We start from the raw sequence: 20,104 nt of genomic DNA on the forward strand, positions 1-20,104 counted from the left end.
AAGAATCTGCCAAACAAAAAACAAAAATGCCTTAGGAATAGTTCCAAAACAACAAACTTTCCCTAAGACATTTTATAATTATTTACCAAACATTAAAGTTACAACTACAATAGCAGCGATAAATCCAATGAGATCCGCTAGTAATCCAACTTTCAAGGCATCCCCCATTTTCTTTATCCCTACTGCCCCAAAGTAAACGGTCAATACATAAAGAGTGGTATCGGTGCTTCCTTGTATAACAGAGGCAAGCCTGCCGATAAAGGAATCTGGACCATATGTTGCGATTAAATCACTTGTCATTCCCAACGCTGCATTTCCTGATATTGGTCTAATAATTGCTAATGGTGCTACTTCAGAGGGAACACCGATAAAGTCTAATACAGGCTTAAGAAAACTCATAAAAAACTCTAATGCTCCAGATGCTCGAAAAATGGATATAGAAACAAGCATTCCGACTAAATAGGGAATGATGGAGAACGCAATCTGAATTCCTTCTTTTCCACCTTCAACAAAGCTTTCGTATGTTGGAACCTTTTTAAATGTTCCATACAGTAAAATAAACCCGATGAGGGAAGGAATCATCCACAATGAAATTAAAGATACTATCTCCATCATACATCACCCTTTTCTCATTCTCTTATGGTAAAAATAGCGATCAATCAAAATCCCACCTATACAGGAGAAAATGGTTGCGATAATGGTTGGTCCTACTATATCGGTTGGAGAATCAGAATGGTAATTCATTCTGATTGCAATAACCGTTGTCGGAATTAAAGTAATACATGATGTATTTAAGGCAAGAAAAGTAATCATACTGTTACTTGCTGAATTCTTGCCCCCATTCAATCTTTTCAATTCTTCCATTGCTTTAATTCCTAGCGGTGTTGCAGCATTACCTAGCCCAAATATATTAGCAATCATATTCGATAATATATACCCCATCGCTGGGTGGTTTTTTGGAACCTCAGGAAAAAGCTTTGCTACTATTGGTCTAAATAGATTTGTAAGTTTTTGAAGTAACCCAGCCTGTTCTGCTATTTTCATCATCCCCAGCCAGAAAACTAAAACACTTATAAGACCAATACATATTGTTACCGCTTCTTTTGCTCCAGAAAAAATCGCTTTATTTACTTCATCCATCGTTCCATTAACTGCTGCAAAAACAATTCCTATAATAGCTAGTGCTGCCCAAATATAATTAACCATCCTGGCCAACCCCAGTCATTGCTGTAAACATATTCTTAAAATAATCTAGAAAGCTTTTTGATTCTTTTGCCTTAATATGTTTAAAATGAATAGGAACGCTATCTACAAGCTTACTATCTAAATATATTTTTGCTTCTCCTACTATTTCAGGTACTTCTTCCTGATTTTTTTTCCAATTTTTCTTGACCTTTGATAAGCTATACTCAACCTTAAATAAATCTTCTTCTTTCTCTGTCACTGGGTATTCTAAATCAGACTTTATATAAACTTTATTTTTATAAAATTTATCTTTAACTGTTTTTATTTTCCCTTCCTCAAGAACTTGCACTTTTTTATATGTTTTAAACGCGGTTTCAAACATATTAATATGATCATCCCAGTCATCCGGATCATTTAACGTTACTGCTATATATTCTACTCCATCCTTTTCCGCTGTACTGACCAATGTTCTTTTTGCTCTCTTTGTATACCCTGTTTTTCCTCCTGTTGAATGTTCATATAGACTTGTTAAAAGTTTGTTTTTGTTCCTCCAGATCCGATCCCACTCATTATTTGTACTTTCCGAACGATAGCTTTTTGTCCCAGCAATTTTTTTATATGTATCATTATTCATTGCATAACGGGTAAGCAGTGCCATATCGTAAGCTGTAGAATAATGGTCTTCATGATCATCAAGTCCATGAGGATTAGCAAAATGAGTGTTCTTCATGCCGATTTCTTCTGCTTTTTGATTCATTAAATAGACGAAGCCATCTAGACTTCCACCAACAGTTTCAGCAATAGCAACTGCGGCATCGTTTCCTGAGCGAAGCATCAATCCATATACAAGATCTTCGAGCTTAATTTTTTCCCCTTCCTGTAAGTAAATAGATGATCCTTCCGTTCTAATTGCATTACTACTAACAGTCACTGTCTCCTCTAATTTTCCAGACTCCACCGCGAGCAGCGCGGTCATTATTTTTGTAATACTAGCAATCCTTCTTTTTGTATGTGCGTCCTTTTCAAAAATAACTCGTCCAGAGTCTTGTTCCATTAATATCGCACTTTGTGCACTTACATACATTTGTGCACTGCTTTTTTGGGGAATGGCGAGAAACAGAATGGAGGTAATGATTGTAAGAATAATAAGTTTACGTAATTTCATTTAACACAACCTCGTCTCCTTTAATGGTTTGTACAAGTTTATGAAAAAAAAGACAAGCATATGACTAATAAATAGAGCTTCCTCACAAATAAAATATGCAATCCTATAACGGACTGCATATTTTATAGCATATATTTCTGATATTATTAAATTATGCTTATAACTTCCCTTTAATAGGGGCGCCATTTCAATTCACTTGCTTTTAAAAATCGATTTTCAACATCTTTCCAATTAACAATGTTCCACCAATTATCTACATAATCGCCTCTATTATTTTTATACTGCAAATAGTATGCATGTTCCCAAACATCAAGTACTAATAATGGAATGGTGTCCCACTGGGTTAACAGCATATGTCGTTCAGATTGAAGAACTTCTAGGCGCCTTGCTCGTGGAGACCATACTAAAAGCGCCCATCCAACACCTTCCACCGCTTTTGCTGCTTCCGAAAAGTGATTTTTAAAAGCCTTAAAACTACCAAAATAACTCCTAATTTCCTCCAGTAACGCTCCTTTAGGCTTGCCTCCACCTTTTGGACTCATATTATTCCAAAAAATTGTATGGAGATAATGTCCTGAACCATGAAATGCTAGCTCCCTAGACCAATGTTTCACAAGAGCAAAATCATTGTTTTTTCTTGCCTCTTTTAGTTTCTCTTCTGCCTTATTCAGTCCTGTCACATAGGATTGATGATGCTTTTGATGATGAAGTTCCATAATCTCCTTTGAAATATAAGGTTCAAGGGCATCATAAGCATATGCTAACTGCGGCAACTGATGCTCTCCAGCTGCAATAGTCGGCTCCTTTATAAATATTGTTCCAAGCTGCTGTCTTTGGGCAAAATAGCTTTCCATTTGTTCATGAAGCTCTTCTGCTTCATGCTGAATCCTAATTAATTCCTCTGTTTCGATTGGTTTTCTTTGCACACCTTCCATTAACTGCGTAAATTTATCGAGCCTTTTCCAAATGCTCTCTTCCTTTTGAACTTCTTCCGATTCTAATAACTGCTTTAATTCCTGATTCCAAATCAACACATTTCTAACATATTCATTATAACTACTCATCTATGTGCCAACTCCATTTCCTCCATTATCGTTCTTATAAAAGGTATGATAAAAGGATGAGCATCATGTCTTTAAAATTGCGTCCTCACTGATCTTGATGAATGAGTTCTTATTAAATACGTGAAGATTTGGACATAGATATTCCAGCTAAAGATTAACCTTATTTTAAAAATAATAAAAAAAGTATCTAAGCCATTGCCTAGATACTCCTTTTTTATTCTTCTATTTGCTGAAACGATTCAAAAAACAAATCAGCCTCTTCTTGATTAAACTCTTCTTCCTTTTCTGTCAATGGAGGTAATTCCCCAATATTCTTTAATCCGAAGTGGTCTAGGAATTCTTTTGTTGTTCCATATAGGATTGCTCTTCCCGCTCCCTCTGCTCTACCCACTTCTTTAATGAGCGCTTTTGCTGAAAGCGTATGAAGTGGGCGTTCTGTTTTTACCCCTCTAATTTCCTCAATTTCTGCTCGTGTAATTGGCTGCTTGTATGCAATGATTGCCAATGTCTCAAGGGCAGCCTGTGATAAGGTAGATGCATGTGGAGATTCCACTAACTTTTTTAGATAATCCGAATGCTGTTTCTTGGTAGCAAATTGATACGTACCAGCGATTTCTATAATAGAAATTCCTCTTGTTTTATCCTTGCGATAATTTTTGATTAGCTCATCTATTAATTGTTCTACTTCTAATTGCTCCATATCTAGAACATGCATTAATTGCTTGACCGTTAATCCTTCATCTCCCGCGGCAAATAGGAGACTCTCAACGATTGCTTTCCAATCATTCACTTTCAATCTGTTATTCAACTTCCTTTCCCATTACAAAAATATCTGCAAAGTTTCCTTCTTGTTCTACAAATATTTGTCGACGCTTTAAAAGTTCTAAAATTGCCAAAAAAGTCACGACAATATGTGATTTTGTTGCGACTGGAAAAAGTTCTGCAAAAGATGTTCTCTCTCTCCGAGTTCTTAAGAATCCAACAATTTCTTCCATTCGACTCTCTATTGGAATTTCTTGCCGCGTGATTTTTGTTGCTAACGGTGACTGTAACTTTTTACGTTTTAGCAATTTTTGAAAGGCAGCAAGCATATCATATAAAGAAACATCTAACTCTTGTTTGATGCTTTCTTCATTACTTACGTTAAAATCTGATAAATCACTTGGAGGTCTTGTAAAAATAAGCCCTCTTTCTAATTCCATCTCTTTAAGATCATCTGCCGCCTCTTTAAATTTACGATATTCTACTAACCTCTCAATTAGCTCTTCTCGCGAATCTTCTTCTGGCTCATACATTAAATCATCATCTAGTAACTCTTCTTCATGCTTTGGTAAAAGCATTTTACTCTTAATCGCTAAAAGAGTTGCTGCCATCACCAAAAATTCACTCGCTACGTCTAATTGTAACACTTGCATGGCATGAACATAATCTAAATACTGTTCGGTAATTTCTGCGACGTTAATATCATAAATATCAATTTCCAATTTATTGATTAGATGAAGAAGCAAATCTAATGGTCCTTCAAAACTATCAATTTTCACATTATATTGCATTATTCTCACCAAAATCCTAATAGAATCCCTTTAACTTAATAATGATAGTATTAATATAAACGAAACACAATAGTTATCCAACAGAAAAATCACCATTTCCCTAATTTTAAGTCTTATCGTTACATTTTTTATCATTTATCGATATAATAACAGACATATAATGGATCCGTTAACCCCATTTTAATTTCAGTAAAAAATAAGGAGATAATAATGTATCCGAATGAATATATAGAGTTTCTCGTACATTTTCATTGTGATCAAGATTATTTTGAGTGTCATGAAATTTTAGAGGAATATTGGAAAAAAGTCGATCCTGGCAATAAAGATTCTATTTGGGTAGGATTTATTCTCCTGGCAGTATCTGCCTATCATCATCGACGAAAAAATTTTAAAGGAGCAGAAAAAACGCTCATAAAAAGCAAACAGCTATTAGAAAAAAAGCAGGATATAATTAAGAAATTAGGTCTTGATAACTCAAAATTACTTCTGTTATTAAAGATACAAGAAGAGCATATTAAACAGCATCATGCCTTCTGTACCTATCATTTGCCAATTAAAGACCACAACTTAGAAATGAACTGTATCGATTCAGCACATATTAAGGGACTGAAATGGAAAACTAGAGAGCCGGTTCCTTTTGAAATCATTCATCGTCATATAAGCCGAGATAGAAGTATGGTTATAAAGGAACGAGAAAACGCACTGCTTCAAAGAAAACAAAAGGATAAGCACTTTTAATAGTGCCGCCCTTATCACAAAAGAGGTGTTTTCTTAAAGAACCAATTCAATGGATTCTTCTTAGAAAACACCTCTTTTTTATTTATCTACTTGAACACCATCGTTACACTTAGATAAAAAATTGACAATTAATTCATTTGATTTTAATGTACGGTTCGGATAAAGACCTTTAACAGCTTGAACCATAGCTTTTCCAACACCTTGATGTCGATGAGATGGATTCACAGTTATATGCTGGATGGTAATGGAAGATTCATCTTCAAAGATAACGCCTATTAAGCCAATAATATCTTCCTCATCCTTCCATAAAAATAATTGCCAATTTTCTTCCGACTCATATTGTTTAATTGTTTGTTGTAATACTTTTAAATCTTTTTCTGCAGGCATAAATGAAAGCAATCCCATTGCAATCTTTTCAAATGCCTTTTTATATCGAATAATCATTAATATCCCTCATTATTTTTAAAACATATTCACTAACAGTTTTCCCATCAAAAATAAGATTCAATCAATCTCCTGATGTTAAATTAAAAATTTTTCATCTTTATGAAACTGAAACGAATTTTTATCATCCTCTTCCTTTTGTAAGAATCATTTAGGACCGCCCCAAAAATATGATAAATGTTATTGGTTCTATCATACATAAATTAGCGATATTCTTCAATGAAAATCTTTTAAGCATAAGGATTCATTCCTACCTATGCCAAATTACCCTTATAGAGATAATACTATTTATCCAGGCCTTTCATCCGTATACATCCGTTGAAGAGAATTTTTAAGGACTTCTAAAATTTCTGGTTGTCCCTCCTCGTCTTCGTTGCTAATAATTTATCCGCTAAACTTTTTTAAATTTATTTCCAATATCATTCCCTTTACTTCCTTCACTTCTTATTATTCTTGCCCGTTGATCGCTTTGTTGTTTACCCCCGAACAAGTCAACTCTGAATTCTACACATAAAGATTTTGAGAAAATAGCTATCTAGCTTCTTAAAAGAAAATCATTTTACTTTCCAAACTAAATCAAAATATTTACCACTTTAAATTTATTTAATACTATATAAAATATGCATCCTATGCAAAAAAGCTACAGAAAAACTTTATTTTTTCAGGAGTTATAGTGAATAATAAAGGGAAAGAAGACAATATAACTAGAAGAGGAAACTTATTATGATTGAGTTACGTCTATTAGTTGTAGTTATTTTATCTCACGCAAATTTATGCTATTTTAACCAAATATGGATAGCACAACTTTTCACCTAGTTCAGCAGAAGGAAAACAGGAGGTTAACGAATGAAAAAAAATAAATGGTTATGGATGGTTCTAGCTTTCTTACTATTAATACCGATTCCAGCTTATGCTGATGTAGCAGTTGGTGACATGATTGTTACCCTTGGCGAAAACTTAACACCGGAACAAAAACAGCTTTTATTAACAGAAATGAAAGCACCTGAAGATGCAGAAATTATTACTGTTTCTAATAAAGAAGAGCACCAATATTTAGGGAAGTACATTTCAAAATCGTTAATTGGTACTAGAGCGATTTCTTCTTCGGCCATTACAATCGGGGACAAAGGTACTGGAATTCAGGTTACTACCAAAAATATCAATTGGGTTACGGACGAAATGTACATTAATGCCTTGATTACTGCTGGCGTAAAGGATGCAAAAATTTATATTACTGCCCCTATTGAAGTTTCTGGTACAGCTGCATTAACAGGAATTATTAAAGCATACGAAGTTTCAACAGATACTGTTATCCCAGAAGACGTAAAGCAAGCTGCCAATGAAGAGATGGTGGAGACAGCTAATTTAGGGGAAGATATCGGACAAGAGGAAGCTACTGCTTTAATGGCTAAAGTGAAGGAGCAAATAGCAGAGCAAAAACCTAAAACAGTTGAAGAAGTACAAACAATTATTCAAGATTCTGCTAAAGAATTAAATATCAGTTTAACGGATGAACAGCTTCAAAGTCTTATTTCTTTCTTTAATAAATTAAAAGAACTTAATATTGACTGGAATCAAGTTGGAAATCAACTGAGTGAAGCAAAGGATAAATTAACTGGCTATTTAGAAAGCGAAGAAGGAAAAGGGTTTTTAGCAAAGATTAAAGAAGTCTTTACAAGTATTGTTGAAGCAATCAAATCTTTCTTCTCTTAACTATTATTTACTCAAGTAAAAAAGGGAGTCTTAGCGACTCCCTTTCAGATTGAAGACAAAAGGCATTTGGGAAAGAAAGCTTTCCCAAATGCCTTTTTGATTTTTGAATTTCTTATTAGAATCTATCTTAAAAATATGTGTAAATTACCTATTATTCATATTTTTCATGCCATTTTTGGACTTCCCCAAGTCCAATTGGCTAATTTCTTAAGATTTATTGCAGCAAAAGTTAGCATCGCCTGCATGGACAATTTTTTAAGCCCCCGTAGGGTTGTCCATCGCATACCATGCTTTTCTTTTGCATCTGCAAAGACCCGTTCAATGGATTCTTTTCGACGTGCATATATTTCTTTTACTTCTTGCTTATGACGAAGGTGTTCGGCCTCTTCTAAATAGCCTTCCCAGATATGGCGTTGGATTAACTTTTGATGATTTTGACTCTGAGTACACTGTTCTAGTAAAGGACACTTTGAACATTTCAAGGGATTGGATTTGTACTGCCGATATCCTTCCTTCGTGGTTGTTGTGTATGATAATATCTCTCCTTGCGGACAGATATAGCAATTATAGTGCTCATCATAAACGTATTCATGTTTACGGATGAATCCTTCCTTTGTTTTTGGTCGAGTATAAGGAAGAGCAGGAGTGATGCCATTCTCTAAAAGAAAATTACAAATCGCAGGAGTCTTATAGGCCGCATCAGCAGCAACAGCTAAAGGTTTCTTTACTTTATCCATTAGTTTCTCTACTAATGGTTGAAGTATATGACTATCATGAATGTTTCCAGGCGTTACAAGGGATCCTAACACAAACCCATTTCGGTCAGTAGCAGCATGAAAAGAATAAGCAAACTGTTTTGTTCTTTCATCTTTTACGTAGTACCCACTTTCAGGGTCAGTAGTACTTTCCTTAATTTCCTTTATCTCTTCCTTTTCAAACTTTTCAGGTGGAAAAGGTTTCTTTCCGTTATCCATACGGTCTTGATTTAATTCAGCCTGAAGTTTCGCTTCATAAGCTCGAGTTTCTTTTCTCACTGTTTTCTTTTCAAATTTACGTTTATTAGCACTAGCTTTAACATGAGTTGAATCAATAAATACATGATCTGCGCTCAATAAACCTTTATCTGTAATCTCTTTTAGAATCCGATAAAAGATTTGTTCAAATAAATCCGTTTCTTTAAAACGACGCTCATAATTCTTACCAAAGGTAGAGAAATGAGGAACTTCTGTATAAAAACCGAATCCCAAGAACCAGCGATATGCCACGTTTGTTTCAATTTCTTTAATGGTTTGCCTCATAGAACGAATACCAAATACATATTGAATAAATGTCATTTTAATCAATACAACAGGATCAATACTCGGACGACCTAGTGTTGAATAGAGTTTTTCAACCAATGGATAAATGAAGGAGAAATCAATAGCAGATTCAATTTTACGCACCAAATGATCTTGTGGTACTAATTGGTCAATTGCGATTACTTCTAACTGATCTCTTTCAGAATTATTGTTTCTTGTCATCATTATCCATCACCTCTTAAAATCTCTTATTAAATATTTTAAATTAAAAAAGCTTTATTTTTTTAATGAAGCTGTTTCTTTTAATGGCAAGTCTAAGCGTAATAAATCTTCAAATGATTCTCTCTTCACTACCAATCTTGCTTCTCCATTTTCCACGAACACAACAGGTGGTCTTGGGATTCGATTATAATTGTTTGCCATCGAATATCCGTAAGCTCCTGTACAGAATACAGCAAGTACATCATGATCGCCTGCTTTAGGTAAAGGAAGGTCCCAAATAAGCATATCTCCTGATTCACAGCATTTCCCTGCAATAGAAACTGTTTCATCTGGGGCTTGCAGAGGTTTATTTGCCAGCACTGCTTCATATTTGGCCTGATATAAAGCAGGACGAATATTATCGCTCATTCCTCCATCAATTGCTAAATATTTTCTAACATTCGGTACTTCTTTTCGTGAACCGATTTTATATAAAGTCGTTCCTGCATCCCCTACAAGAGATCTGCCTGGCTCAATCCAAATTTCCGGCATTTGCATTTCTAAGTTGTTAACTTGTTCCTTTACTTCCTTGATAATTACATCTACATACTCAGCTGGCTGAATAGGCTGGTCTTCCTCGGTATAACGAATACCAAATCCACCACCTAAATTTAATACTCTTGATTCAAAATGATGATTGGCCTTCCATTCTGATAACTGTGCCATTATTTTTTGGGCAGCGAGAACAAAACCTGTTGTATCAAAAATCTGAGACCCAATATGACAATGAAGGCCTAGTACCTCTATATACGGCGATTTAATCGCTTCTAACAATGCTTTTTCTGCTTGTCCATTTTGTAAATCAAACCCAAATTTAGAATCTTCCTGACCAGTTAAAATATAATCATGAGTATGCGCCTCAATTCCAGGAGTCACTCTGAGTAAGATCGACATTTTCCTATTTTTTTCTTCACATAGTTGAGTAAGCATCTCAAGCTCATAAAAATTATCGACAACGATGCAGCCAATCTGTTTGTCAATTGCCATTATAAGTTCTTCTTTACTTTTATTATTCCCATGAAAATGGATTCTTTCTACAGGGAAATCTGCAGCGATTGCTGTGTATAACTCACCACCGGAAACCACATCTAATGATAAGCCTTCTTCGTTTGCTAGTTGAACCATTGCTATAGTAGAAAAAGCTTTACTTGCATAAGCTACTTGAGCTTTTACTCCAAGTTGATCAAAAGTCTGCTTAAAGCCTTTCGCCCTTTCTCTAATTAATTCAACATCATATACATAAACAGGTGTTCCAAATTTTTCGACTAATTCCAGCGTATCGACTCCACCTATTTCAAGATGACCTGCATCGTTCACTTTCGAAGTTCCGTAATAGTGCATAGATTCCCCTCTATTCTTCTATAAAATTATATCCCCTATTAAAAACAGACAGTCTACTTAAAGAAGAACTTGTCTGTTTGTGAAACATATAAATATCATCATTATTAACATTAGTCTCACCGTGATAAACTTGAGAAAGAAGCGCTAATGAAAGTTTCACTTTATTAATAATTCTGTTTAATTATCCAAATGTACCATAAATTCAGCCAATTCTCAAGTAGCTGTTTAGCTAATTTAACAAAGGAGCGGACAGATTATTTCCTGTATTAAAAAGAAGTAATCGGTCCGCATAAATATACTTTCACTATCTCTTAACTCGATCCCGTGGATGCAAATGACTTGGTCTAATTTTATTTCCTGGAACTGCACGGCGAATGAGAATTTGGGACAAAGCTATTGGATGAAAAGGAATAAATGGCCATAAATATGGAACATTTAATGTGGTTGTTCGAATTAAAAATAGAAGGTACAGGGTCATTCCAATAACAAAGCCAGGTGTATGAAAAATGGCTACAACGATTAACAAGGCGAGTCGAACAATTTTGTTAGCAATCCCAAGTTCATAACTAGGTGTAGCAAAGTTACCTATTGCAGCAACTGATACATACAGAATAACTTCTGGAACAAATAGTCCAACATCAATCGCAATTTGCCCAATAAGAACAGCTGCTATCAATCCCATCGCGGTTGACAATGGTGTTGGAGTATGAATGGCAGCAATCCTTAAAAATTCAAGCCCGAGGTCTGCAATGAAAATTTGTACAACAATTGGAATGTTTGTTGTTTCATTTGGCCCGATAAAAGCAAGCCTTTCTGGCAGCAGGGATGGCTCCAGCACAGCTAAAAACCAAAATGGCAGGAAAAAGATAGAGGCAATAATCCCTAAGAAGCGAATCCATCTCACAAAGGTTCCAACCATTGGCGATTGTCTATATTCCTCTGCATGCTGCAAATGATGAAAAAAAGTTGCTGGTGTTATAATGACACTTGGAGATGTATCGACATAAATAATGACATGACCTTCTAATAAATGGGTCGCAGCTACATCTGCTCGTTCCGTATATCTTACGAGAGGGTAGGGATTATAGCCTTGCTTTAATAAAAACTCTTCAATCGTTTTATCAGCCATTGTTAGTCCATCTGTTTTTAAGCTTTTCATTTCCTTTTTTACAATTTCAATTAAATCAGGATCTGCCACTCCATCAATATACCCTACGGCAATATCGGTTTTAGAACGCTCTCCCACTCTCATAATCTCAAAGCGCAATCGTTCATCTCTAATCCTTCTTCTAGTGATAGCAGTGTTAACGATAATATTCTCAACAAATCCATCGCGTGAACCTCTGACTACCTTTTCTGTATCTGGTTCTTCTGGCATCCTTCCTGGATAGCTTCGCACATCAATAATAAGACCATGATCGTATCCTTCTATAACAACTGCTACTAATCCAGACAGAACTTGGTCTACTAATTCATCCATTTTTTCAATAACTTGTACACTTTGGTGGACCAATTGATTCTGTATGATTTCAAATGTATCTCTTGCTTGCGATTTACGATCCGTATCATTTAAAAATAGTAGCTGCTCCAATAATTCGGCAATCAACGCACTATCACATAGTCCATTTACATAATATAAATTGACTTTTTTTCGCATTACTTTAAATTTTCGAACACCCAGATCGAAGCTAGTTCCAAGCCCAACCCGATCCTTCATATACTTTTCGATTTTATCTAGTTCCTCGTATATCTGGATCTTCTTTTCTGTCTTGCTGCTCATAAAGACCACTTCTTTCTAAAATATATTCTACTGCTTTCCGTGTTATCGGGGCACCTTTTTCATAAGAGTCTTTTTTCCCCATCTTCCCAATGTCTCCAATGCCAACAACAAGCGGAAGATTTAATTCATCTAGAATATACACAGTATCTCCATTCACTCTTCCTAACTCCATTTCTGGAATTCCATATTTGTCAACTCCATATGGCGTCAATTCACCATCTTGGTCGATGGCAACATCAATTTTTGTCCATTCCTCTCGTCTTGTTCTGCTTGCCACGGCAAGTACTCCCAAGACTTCTAAATCAGGATGAGTAGCTATGTATTTTAGTGCACTCTCGCCATTTCCTTCTCCCACAAAGCCACTATCATCAAACATAACTAGTACTGGATCATTTTTCGCTTGCTTAATAAAAGTTAATATTTCTTCTCCACTATGATTGCTTGGATTTCCAAAGGAGGTAGAGATACATCTTCCCCCAACGTCCTTCGCAACCATTTCAACAGCTCTTCTGGCATATTCATCTCCATCTGTTATTAAGATTACTTTTCTCCTATTTTCCATTTCCCATACTTCCTTTCTTTCTCCATTACATTCAGCCTCAAGGAATAAAATATATCCAATGAAATAAGGAGCCAAAGATCTTACCAAATACAAGAGCCATCATTAATACTAATAATTTGTCAGCAATTCCAATTCGCTTTGCTAAAAGGGGGAATACATCCAGCACTTCTGTTAATGCTGCTGCTATCATTCCAATATAAATTCCTCCTGCAATGCCTATTATGATAAGTAGAAATGATGGTAAGGAAAAACTAGGTTCTCTCAAGAAAGCAAGTGTCCCAGAAACAGCTCCTAAAACAGCAGCCCATTCATATGCATAAATCTTATTAAAGGTTTTGGTTAGCTGTGTCAGCCTTGGGATAATACCAAATACGGTTAAAAAGGCTACGTAACCAGCCCCAACGGTTATTCCCCACGCTAACCCGACAAAAATCACAAATAAGATATTAATGATCATCTGACTTTTTTATGCTTTCTTTATTTTCATGCATAATCATGTACTGATCTAAGGACTGCTGATAATTGAATACTTCCACTTCTAATGGACTAGGCTCTTCATTAAGGCGTTTCTTAAACACATGGTTGAAAAAAATAACCATTCCTAAACCTAATCCTACGGAATAAGGAATCTGAAAAATTAATGGTTTTTCGACTTCCTTCCCTGTAATCATTTTATAAACTCTCTGATGGACAGATTGCATGCTTACATCTTCATGAAAGTTCATAATCGTTAATCCAGAACCAATAAAAAGTAATAGCCAAACTAGGATAAATAACGGAAGTGTTACTTTCCTCTTCTTAAAAACAACCTCAATGATCGTTTGAGCTGGTCCTATTAATTGGATTTCTACTTCTTTATCGATTTTTTTAATTTCGCGAATAACTAACGTACTATCAATAATGATAATATTCTTATCTTGTTCTGTAATATGGTATAGACATACATCCTTTAGTGTAGACAGCAATTCATCTGTTGCAATGATTTGTGCAAGATCTTTCAGAAATATCCGTTCATTTGACTTTTTTTGAATGCGATGTCTCATTCTGATATATATTGTCTCTGCCATTTTTTCACGTCCTAACACGTTGTTTTCACCATGACTGTAGTATTCGATTATCATGATAAAAATATGAAAGACTGTTAAATGGTAATTTTTTCACTTTATATATAAAAATAAAATAGCCGCCAATCCACGATGCGGACTGACGGCTATTATCTTTAAAGATCCATTTGCTCTTTCATTTGTATTAATATTTTTTTCTCCAACCTAGAAACTTGAACTTGAGAAATCCCAAGCCTCGTCGCTACTTCGGATTGAGTCTGATCTTTATAATATCGTAAATAAACAATCAGACGCTCTCGTTCATCAAGCTCCCTAATAGCTTCCTGTAAAGCAATCTTATCAAACCATTTCCCTTCATTTCCATCATCAATTTGATCCAGTAATGTAATGGGATCCCCATCATTTTCATAAACAGTCTCATGAATCGAGGATGGCGTTCGTGCAGCTTCTTGTGCGAGAACGATATCTTCTGGAGGTATCTCTAAAAACTCGGAAAGTTCCCCGACTGTTGGTGTTCTGCCATATTGCTTCGATAACTCGTCCTTCGCCTTTCGAATTTTATTACTTAATTCTTTTAACGATCTACTAACCTTTACCGTCCCATCATCACGGATAAATCGTTGAATTTCTCCAATAATCATTGGTACTGCATAGGTAGAAAATTTTACATCATAGCTTAAATCAAATTTATCAACTGATTTTAATAGCCCGATACATCCTATTTGAAATAAATCATCAGGATCATATCCCCTATTTAAAAATCTTTGTACGACTGACCAAACAAGACGCATATTTTTCTGAACGATAGTATCTCTTGCTGATTGATCTCCATCTTGGCTTCGCTTTATTAAGTCCTTGACTTCATGGTCTTTTAGATACGTTTCCTTCTTGTCTTTCTTTACCTCCACATCCATAGACGATTCTCCTTAATTGCTTAGCATTTTGCTTTTCATTAAATGCTTACGCAGACGAATCTCTGTTCCGCTATCTGGACTTGACTGAATTTCGATTTCATCCATAAAATTTTCCATGATGGTAAATCCCATACCAGATCGTTCAAGTTCTGGTTTTGTCGTAAATAATGGCTGTCTTGCTTCCTCTACATCGAAAATTCCTTTCCCTTCATCTCTGATGGTTAAATCAATGTATGAATCTTCTAATATAACAGAAATATAAACAATTCCATTCGGATCATTTTCATAACCGTGGATAATGCAGTTAGTCACAGCTTCTGAAACAACTGTTTTAATTTCCGTTAATTCATCCATTGTTGGATCTAACTGTGTAATAAATGCAGCAACCGTTACACGTGCAAATGACTCATTCTGGCTAAGTGCGCTAAATTGAATATGCATTTCGTTTCTCATTTTAAGCTACCCCCAATCGTTGTAGGGCAAATTCTTCATTTGTTTCCAGCTTCATAATTTTAAACATACCAGACATATCAAATAAACGCTGAACACTTGGAGAGATAGCACAAATGACCATTTCTCCTCCAAGCTGTTTAATTTGCTTATATCTTCCCAATATAACCCCTAAGCCAGAACTATCCATAAATGTTAAATGTTCAAGATTTAACACGATATGACGAATACTATAGCTCTCTATTGCAGTTGTTGCTTTTGTCCGTAATTCTTCTGCATAGTGATGATCCAATTCCCCAGATAGGCGTATACAAAGTACATTGTTTTTTATTTCCAACTCAATATTAAGACTCACTAGAATAGCCTCCTTATTTGGTTTAAAGAAACTATTCTAGGTTTTCATGCAATTTCCTTCTCCACAGACAAAACTAGTGTTCTTTCGCTAAAAACAGAAGGAAAATAAATGAATTCGACAAAAGAAATAAAACTATTCTGTTTTTGTAAACATTCCGGCAGATCGTTTAAATAATGTCCACCATTTTGCCGATTTCACTTCTTTTTGTGCTACCAATGGACTTGTCACAAGGGTTTTCCCGTCTTGTTTATAGGTGATTTTTCCAATCTCCTGTCCTTTTTCAATTGGAGCCTTTAATTTTTTATGCATCGTAATTTCTTTCTGTAATTTATCGATTTGCTCCCCTTTTTTCGTTAAGATAGAAATTGGTTCGCTCGTAACGGCTGTTACTTCTTTCTCTGATCCTTTGCTTACTTTTACTTTGCCAATCGCTTCTTCTCGTTTATGCAAAGGATGTGTTTCATATTGACTAAATGCATAATCCAGCATTTTTGTTACTTGAGCGTTTCTTTCTTTCGAGGTTGGCGCACCGAAAACAACTGCAATTACACGCATTCCATTTTTCATAGCAGTTGCGGTCAAACAATATTTTGCTTCAGCCGTAAACCCTGTTTTTAATCCGTCCACGCCTGGATAAAACTTAACAAGACGGTTTGTATTAACTAGCCAAAACTTCTTCTCGGTATCTTCTCTTAAATAATCTTCATATGTGCCAGTAAATTTCGTAATATCCTCATATTTCAGCAACTCTTTTGCCATTAATGCCATATCTTTTGCAGAACTGTAATGATCTGTTACTGGAAGTCCTGTAACATTTTGAAACTTAGTGCTTTCTAAGCCTAATTCTTTTGCTTTTTCATTCATTAATTGAACAAACTCTTCTTCAGATCCTGCTAATCTTTCCGCAACTGCTACAGCTGCATCATTTCCAGATCCAATGGCAATTCCTTTTAACATTTGCTCGGTTGTCATCTCTTCCCCAGGTTCAAGGAAAATTTGTGAGCCTCCCATAGATGCCGCATGCTCACTTGTACGTATTTTCTCATCTAACTTTAATTTTCCTTGATCAATTGCTTCCATGATCAGAAGCATCGTCATTATTTTTGTCATACTGGCAGGAGGAAGTTTTTCCTCGCTGTTTTTTTCATACATAATAGTTCCTGTATCTCGATCAATTAAAATGGCTGATTTTACATTTTCAACTAATTCTTGCTTTTTCTCAGCAGCTAAAGTGCCCGGTGCCAAAATTGATGTCATAAAACAGGTAATGATTAACAATGATATGATGCGTTTCATCTATTGACCCTCCATTCTATATAGCATCCATTTTTTCCAAAAAAAACAAGTTTATACAGTCAATGAAGAATATTCATGAAATAATTTGAATTGCACTAAAGGAAGGATAGAATGTTTCATGCATTTTATAGGTATCGTTAGGCTAGTTTACTGATCTAGGTTATAATGAATGGAGTTCAAAGGAGGTTAACAATTGATTCATTTAAAGACACCTGAGCAAATTGAAAAAATGAGAAAAGCAGGAGAAATTCTTGCTGATTGTCATAAAGAAATTAAAAAGTTAATCAAACCGGGTATTACTACGGAAGAAATCGATGTATTTGCGGAAAACTTTATTTTACAAAGAGGAGCCACTCCAGAACAAAAGGGCTATCAAGGTTATCCATTTGCAACTTGTGCATCTATTAATGACGTAATCTGTCATGGTTTTCCTTCCAAAAATCCCTTGAAAGACGGAGATATTGTTACGGTAGATATGGTAGTAAACTTAGATGGATGGCTTGCTGATTCCGCCTGGTCATATCCGGTTGGGAATATCTCCGAAGAGGCAAAAAACTTATTAAAAACAACTGAAGAGGCATTATACATAGGAATAGAACAAGCAGTCGTCGGAAACAAAGTAGGCGATATCTCCCATGCCATTCAAATGTTCGCAGAAGCAAAAGGTTATGGGGTAGTGCGAGATTTTGTAGGACATGCAATTGGCAGAGAAATGCATGAACTCCCACAAATCCCTCACTATGGCCCTCCACATGTTGGCACACCTCTTAAAGAGGGAATGGTTATTACAATTGAACCAATGTTAAATATCGGTATGTATCATGCCAAGGTTGATTTGGATGGATGGACAGCACGAACTGTTGATGGCAGCCTTTCTGCGCAATATGAACATACCTTAGCCATTACAGCTAATGGACCAGTAATCTTAACAAAACAATAAGACAAACACCCAATGGCAGATTGCAAGCCATTGGGTGTCTTTTTGTTATCCTGAAAATATTCATATATTAAATCCAAAAAAAATGAACTTTTTAAACGCTACAATACTCTTATAAGCGAGAGGTGAAGACATGAATGATGAACAACTTGTACAGAAGGCAAAAAAGCGGAATAAAAAAGCCTTGCTTCAATTAGTGATGCAGCAAAAAGACGATTATTATCGTCTAGCGTATTCCTATATGGGGAATTCTCATGATGCGATGGATGCAATGGAAGAAATGATCGTCATCTTATATGAGAAAATTGCTCAGCTCGAAAAAATTGAATCTTTCTATAGCTGGAGTAAAACTATCTTAGTGAATATTTGTAAGGGGAAATTAAAAAAGGAACGTAGAGAAATAGTTATGGATGACTTAGAGCAGCACAATCTTTTACATACAACCGATCCATATAAATATTCAGTAGAAACACTAGACATTATACAATTATTAACAAAATTAACCCCAGTCCAAGCGGAAGCAATCAAGCTAAAGTACTTTCACGATTTCGATAATGAGACGATTGCCAGCATCATGAAAGTATCTACCGGCACCGTAAAATCTAGAATACACAATGGCTTAAAACGATTAAAGAAGATGTATGGAGGGGAAGACAAGTGAAATCTTTAGAGGATAAACTACTAGAGGAAAAAAAGAAAATCGCAGAAATAACAGCTCCGCCAGAATTAGAACAGCGACTAAGCAAAGCACTTTTTGATAAAAAAACAAACTCTCCTAACCTAAAGAGATGGTACCCCTTATCTGCTGCTGCAATTATTCTCTTAATTTTTATGACGTATCAATCAAGTGCATTGGCTTATTACGGCAAAAAACTGTTAGGATTTGATACCATTATGAATCAATCCTTAAAAGATTTAAATGAAAATGGATTCGGACAAAATATTGAGAAGTCTTATCTATTAGAAAATGGTACTGTATTAACAATCAATGGACTTATGTCCGATGAAAATAGATTGGTTGTTTATATTACATTAGAAAATGATAAAGGCTTGCCAGATGATCTAGATCATATTTTTTCTCCAAGGAACATTACTGGTTTTTTTACAAATGCAAAAATGAATAGCTCTGTTTTTGAAAAAAATGATGACAAAACAAAAATCACGGGAATATTAAATTTTGATCCCATTAATGCTTTTTCGAAAAAGCTCCAGCTGCACTATGTTTACTGGAAAGATGATGAAACAATGGAAGGTACAACTGATATCTCCTTTCCCTATAATCATAAGGAAGCATTACAAACAAAAATGAAGCAATCTATTAATAAAAAATGGAATGTAGATAAAGGTACTATTCATTTTAAAAGAATCACAGCTACTCCTACTCAAACGGTTATAGAAGGCTCGTTTCATGTCGATAATTATGACCGACTCAATTATGGTTTTAATGGAGTAGAGCTAGTCGCAAATGGTAAGCCTCTCTCCCAAGAAGGCTATACTACTTCTTCATCCATTAACAAAAACAATACATTTTCGATTGAATATGATGGCCTTCCAGAAGATATCCATTCACTCGAAATTCACATGAAAGACTTTATCGGTTATAAATCGATAAATAAATCCATTGCGCTTACAGAGAAAGAAGAAAATAGAGTAATACCATTAGAGAATGATGAATTAACCATAAAGAACATCCAGTTAAATGATATGCTATCAATAAGTATCTCCACGAGTGATTCTGTTTTATTCGATAAAGTAAGTATTATTAACGAAGAGCAAAAAAGAATTCCTTTAAAAACAACAACCAATCACCAGTTGATCACTAACAAGGATGGAACAATTAATAATGAGCGATCATTGCTATTTGACACAAAATCTCGGCCGCTGGAACTGCATATTGGCGGATTGCATTATGTGAAAAAGTACAATAAAACTTTAGCTATTCCTCTTCAATAAAGAAAGCAAAAGACTCACAAATGATCAGCAA

The 20,104-nt window shown here is 35.2% G+C and carries 22 protein-coding genes; 5 read left to right on the forward strand and 17 right to left on the reverse strand.

Annotated elements, in window-relative coordinates; translation table 11 throughout:
• Positions 1-78: 78 nt before the first annotated feature.
• The 6 genes from NST77_RS10885 to NST77_RS10910 all read right to left on the reverse strand — a co-directional run bounded on the left by NST77_RS10885 (position 79) and on the right by NST77_RS10910 (position 4,967).
• Positions 79-612, reverse strand: coding sequence for a spore maturation protein (locus NST77_RS10885; RefSeq protein WP_095259116.1), 534 nt, complete (start codon positions 610-612; stop codon positions 79-81).
• A 6-nt stretch (positions 613-618) separates the two neighbouring features.
• On the reverse strand, positions 619-1,206 hold the full coding sequence (locus NST77_RS10890) for a nucleoside recognition domain-containing protein (RefSeq protein WP_095331775.1): 588 nt from the start codon (positions 1,204-1,206) through the stop codon (positions 619-621).
• Positions 1,199-2,350 (reverse strand): D-alanyl-D-alanine carboxypeptidase family protein, encoded by a 1,152-nt coding sequence (locus NST77_RS10895; protein WP_341122969.1) that lies wholly within the window; start codon positions 2,348-2,350, stop codon positions 1,199-1,201. Before NST77_RS10895 ends, NST77_RS10890 begins: the two co-directional genes overlap by 8 nt.
• Positions 2,351-2,520: 170 nt before the next feature.
• Positions 2,521-3,414, reverse strand: a complete 894-nt coding sequence (locus tag NST77_RS10900; RefSeq protein WP_095331771.1) for a superoxide dismutase — start codon at positions 3,412-3,414, stop codon at positions 2,521-2,523.
• Between the two features lie 214 nt (positions 3,415-3,628).
• On the reverse strand, positions 3,629-4,210 hold the full coding sequence (scpB, locus tag NST77_RS10905; RefSeq protein ID WP_095331769.1) for an SMC-Scp complex subunit ScpB: 582 nt from the start codon (positions 4,208-4,210) through the stop codon (positions 3,629-3,631).
• Between the two features lie 4 nt (positions 4,211-4,214).
• Positions 4,215-4,967, reverse strand: coding sequence for a segregation/condensation protein A (locus tag NST77_RS10910; RefSeq protein ID WP_123259272.1), 753 nt, complete (start codon positions 4,965-4,967; stop codon positions 4,215-4,217).
• Between the two features lie 210 nt (positions 4,968-5,177).
• On the opposite strand from NST77_RS10910, the gene NST77_RS10915 reads away from it, so the two are divergent.
• Positions 5,178-5,705 (forward strand): DUF309 domain-containing protein, encoded by a 528-nt coding sequence (locus NST77_RS10915; protein WP_095331765.1) that lies wholly within the window; start codon positions 5,178-5,180, stop codon positions 5,703-5,705.
• Between the two features lie 78 nt (positions 5,706-5,783).
• Here the strand turns inward: NST77_RS10915 and NST77_RS10920 are convergent, their stop codons facing one another.
• Positions 5,784-6,149, reverse strand: coding sequence for a GNAT family N-acetyltransferase (locus tag NST77_RS10920; protein ID WP_095331763.1), 366 nt, complete (start codon positions 6,147-6,149; stop codon positions 5,784-5,786).
• 846 nt (positions 6,150-6,995) lie between these two features.
• On the opposite strand from NST77_RS10920, the gene NST77_RS10925 reads away from it, so the two are divergent.
• Positions 6,996-7,862 carry a DUF1002 domain-containing protein gene (locus tag NST77_RS10925; protein WP_095331761.1) on the forward strand — a complete coding sequence of 289 codons (867 nt, stop codon included), beginning with the start codon at positions 6,996-6,998 and terminating at the stop codon, positions 7,860-7,862.
• Positions 7,863-8,026: 164 nt separating this feature from the next.
• Here NST77_RS10925 and NST77_RS10930 read toward each other — a convergent pair whose 3' ends face one another.
• The 10 genes from NST77_RS10930 to NST77_RS10975 form a co-directional block, all read right to left on the reverse strand.
• Positions 8,027-9,385, reverse strand: coding sequence for an IS1182 family transposase (locus tag NST77_RS10930; RefSeq protein ID WP_341122970.1), 1,359 nt, complete (start codon positions 9,383-9,385; stop codon positions 8,027-8,029).
• A gap of 51 nt (positions 9,386-9,436) precedes the next feature.
• Entirely contained in the window at positions 9,437-10,762 is a 1,326-nt protein-coding gene (gene lysA / locus NST77_RS10935) for a diaminopimelate decarboxylase (RefSeq protein WP_341122971.1), read from the reverse strand.
• A 304-nt stretch (positions 10,763-11,066) separates the two neighbouring features.
• Positions 11,067-12,542, reverse strand: a complete 1,476-nt coding sequence (locus tag NST77_RS10940) for a spore germination protein (RefSeq protein ID WP_163186148.1) — start codon at positions 12,540-12,542, stop codon at positions 11,067-11,069.
• Positions 12,493-13,104 (reverse strand): stage V sporulation protein AE, encoded by a 612-nt coding sequence (locus tag NST77_RS10945; protein ID WP_341122972.1) that lies wholly within the window; start codon positions 13,102-13,104, stop codon positions 12,493-12,495. The genes NST77_RS10940 and NST77_RS10945 overlap by 50 nt, the downstream gene beginning before the upstream one ends.
• A 37-nt stretch (positions 13,105-13,141) precedes the next feature.
• A complete protein-coding gene (locus tag NST77_RS10950; protein ID WP_163186142.1) occupies positions 13,142-13,561 on the reverse strand; it encodes a stage V sporulation protein AB in 420 nt (139 codons plus the stop codon).
• Positions 13,551-14,171, reverse strand: a complete 621-nt coding sequence (locus tag NST77_RS10955; protein ID WP_095331945.1) for a stage V sporulation protein AA — start codon at positions 14,169-14,171, stop codon at positions 13,551-13,553. The genes NST77_RS10950 and NST77_RS10955 overlap by 11 nt, the downstream gene beginning before the upstream one ends.
• A gap of 152 nt (positions 14,172-14,323) precedes the next feature.
• Positions 14,324-15,082 carry an RNA polymerase sporulation sigma factor SigF gene (gene sigF, locus NST77_RS10960; protein ID WP_095331755.1) on the reverse strand — a complete coding sequence of 253 codons (759 nt, stop codon included), beginning with the start codon at positions 15,080-15,082 and terminating at the stop codon, positions 14,324-14,326.
• Between the two features lie 12 nt (positions 15,083-15,094).
• Complete coding sequence (spoIIAB, locus tag NST77_RS10965) at positions 15,095-15,535, reverse strand: anti-sigma F factor (RefSeq protein ID WP_047940317.1); 441 nt, start codon at positions 15,533-15,535, stop codon at positions 15,095-15,097.
• A 1-nt stretch (position 15,536) separates the two neighbouring features.
• Positions 15,537-15,887: an anti-sigma F factor antagonist gene (spoIIAA, locus tag NST77_RS10970; protein ID WP_047940316.1), complete on the reverse strand. Its 351-nt coding sequence runs from the start codon at positions 15,885-15,887 to the stop codon at positions 15,537-15,539.
• 132 nt (positions 15,888-16,019) lie between these two features.
• Positions 16,020-17,183, reverse strand: a complete 1,164-nt coding sequence (locus tag NST77_RS10975; protein WP_095331753.1) for a D-alanyl-D-alanine carboxypeptidase family protein — start codon at positions 17,181-17,183, stop codon at positions 16,020-16,022.
• A gap of 193 nt (positions 17,184-17,376) precedes the next feature.
• Here NST77_RS10975 and map point away from each other — a divergent pair, with 193 nt between their 5' ends.
• The 3 genes from map (at position 17,377) to NST77_RS10990 (ending at position 20,073) form a co-directional block, all read left to right on the forward strand.
• Positions 17,377-18,123 (forward strand): type I methionyl aminopeptidase, encoded by a 747-nt coding sequence (gene map / locus NST77_RS10980; RefSeq protein ID WP_095331751.1) that lies wholly within the window; start codon positions 17,377-17,379, stop codon positions 18,121-18,123.
• A gap of 130 nt (positions 18,124-18,253) precedes the next feature.
• Complete coding sequence (locus tag NST77_RS10985) at positions 18,254-18,781, forward strand: RNA polymerase sigma factor (RefSeq protein ID WP_095331749.1); 528 nt, start codon at positions 18,254-18,256, stop codon at positions 18,779-18,781.
• Positions 18,778-20,073, forward strand: a complete 1,296-nt coding sequence (locus NST77_RS10990; protein ID WP_123259269.1) for a DUF4179 domain-containing protein — start codon at positions 18,778-18,780, stop codon at positions 20,071-20,073. Before NST77_RS10985 ends, NST77_RS10990 begins: the two co-directional genes overlap by 4 nt.
• Positions 20,074-20,104 lie beyond the last annotated feature (31 nt).

It is taken from the genome of Niallia sp. FSL W8-0177 (assembly GCF_038006285.1).
In the GTDB taxonomy this organism is placed as follows: domain Bacteria; phylum Bacillota; class Bacilli; order Bacillales; family Cytobacillaceae; genus Niallia; species Niallia circulans_A.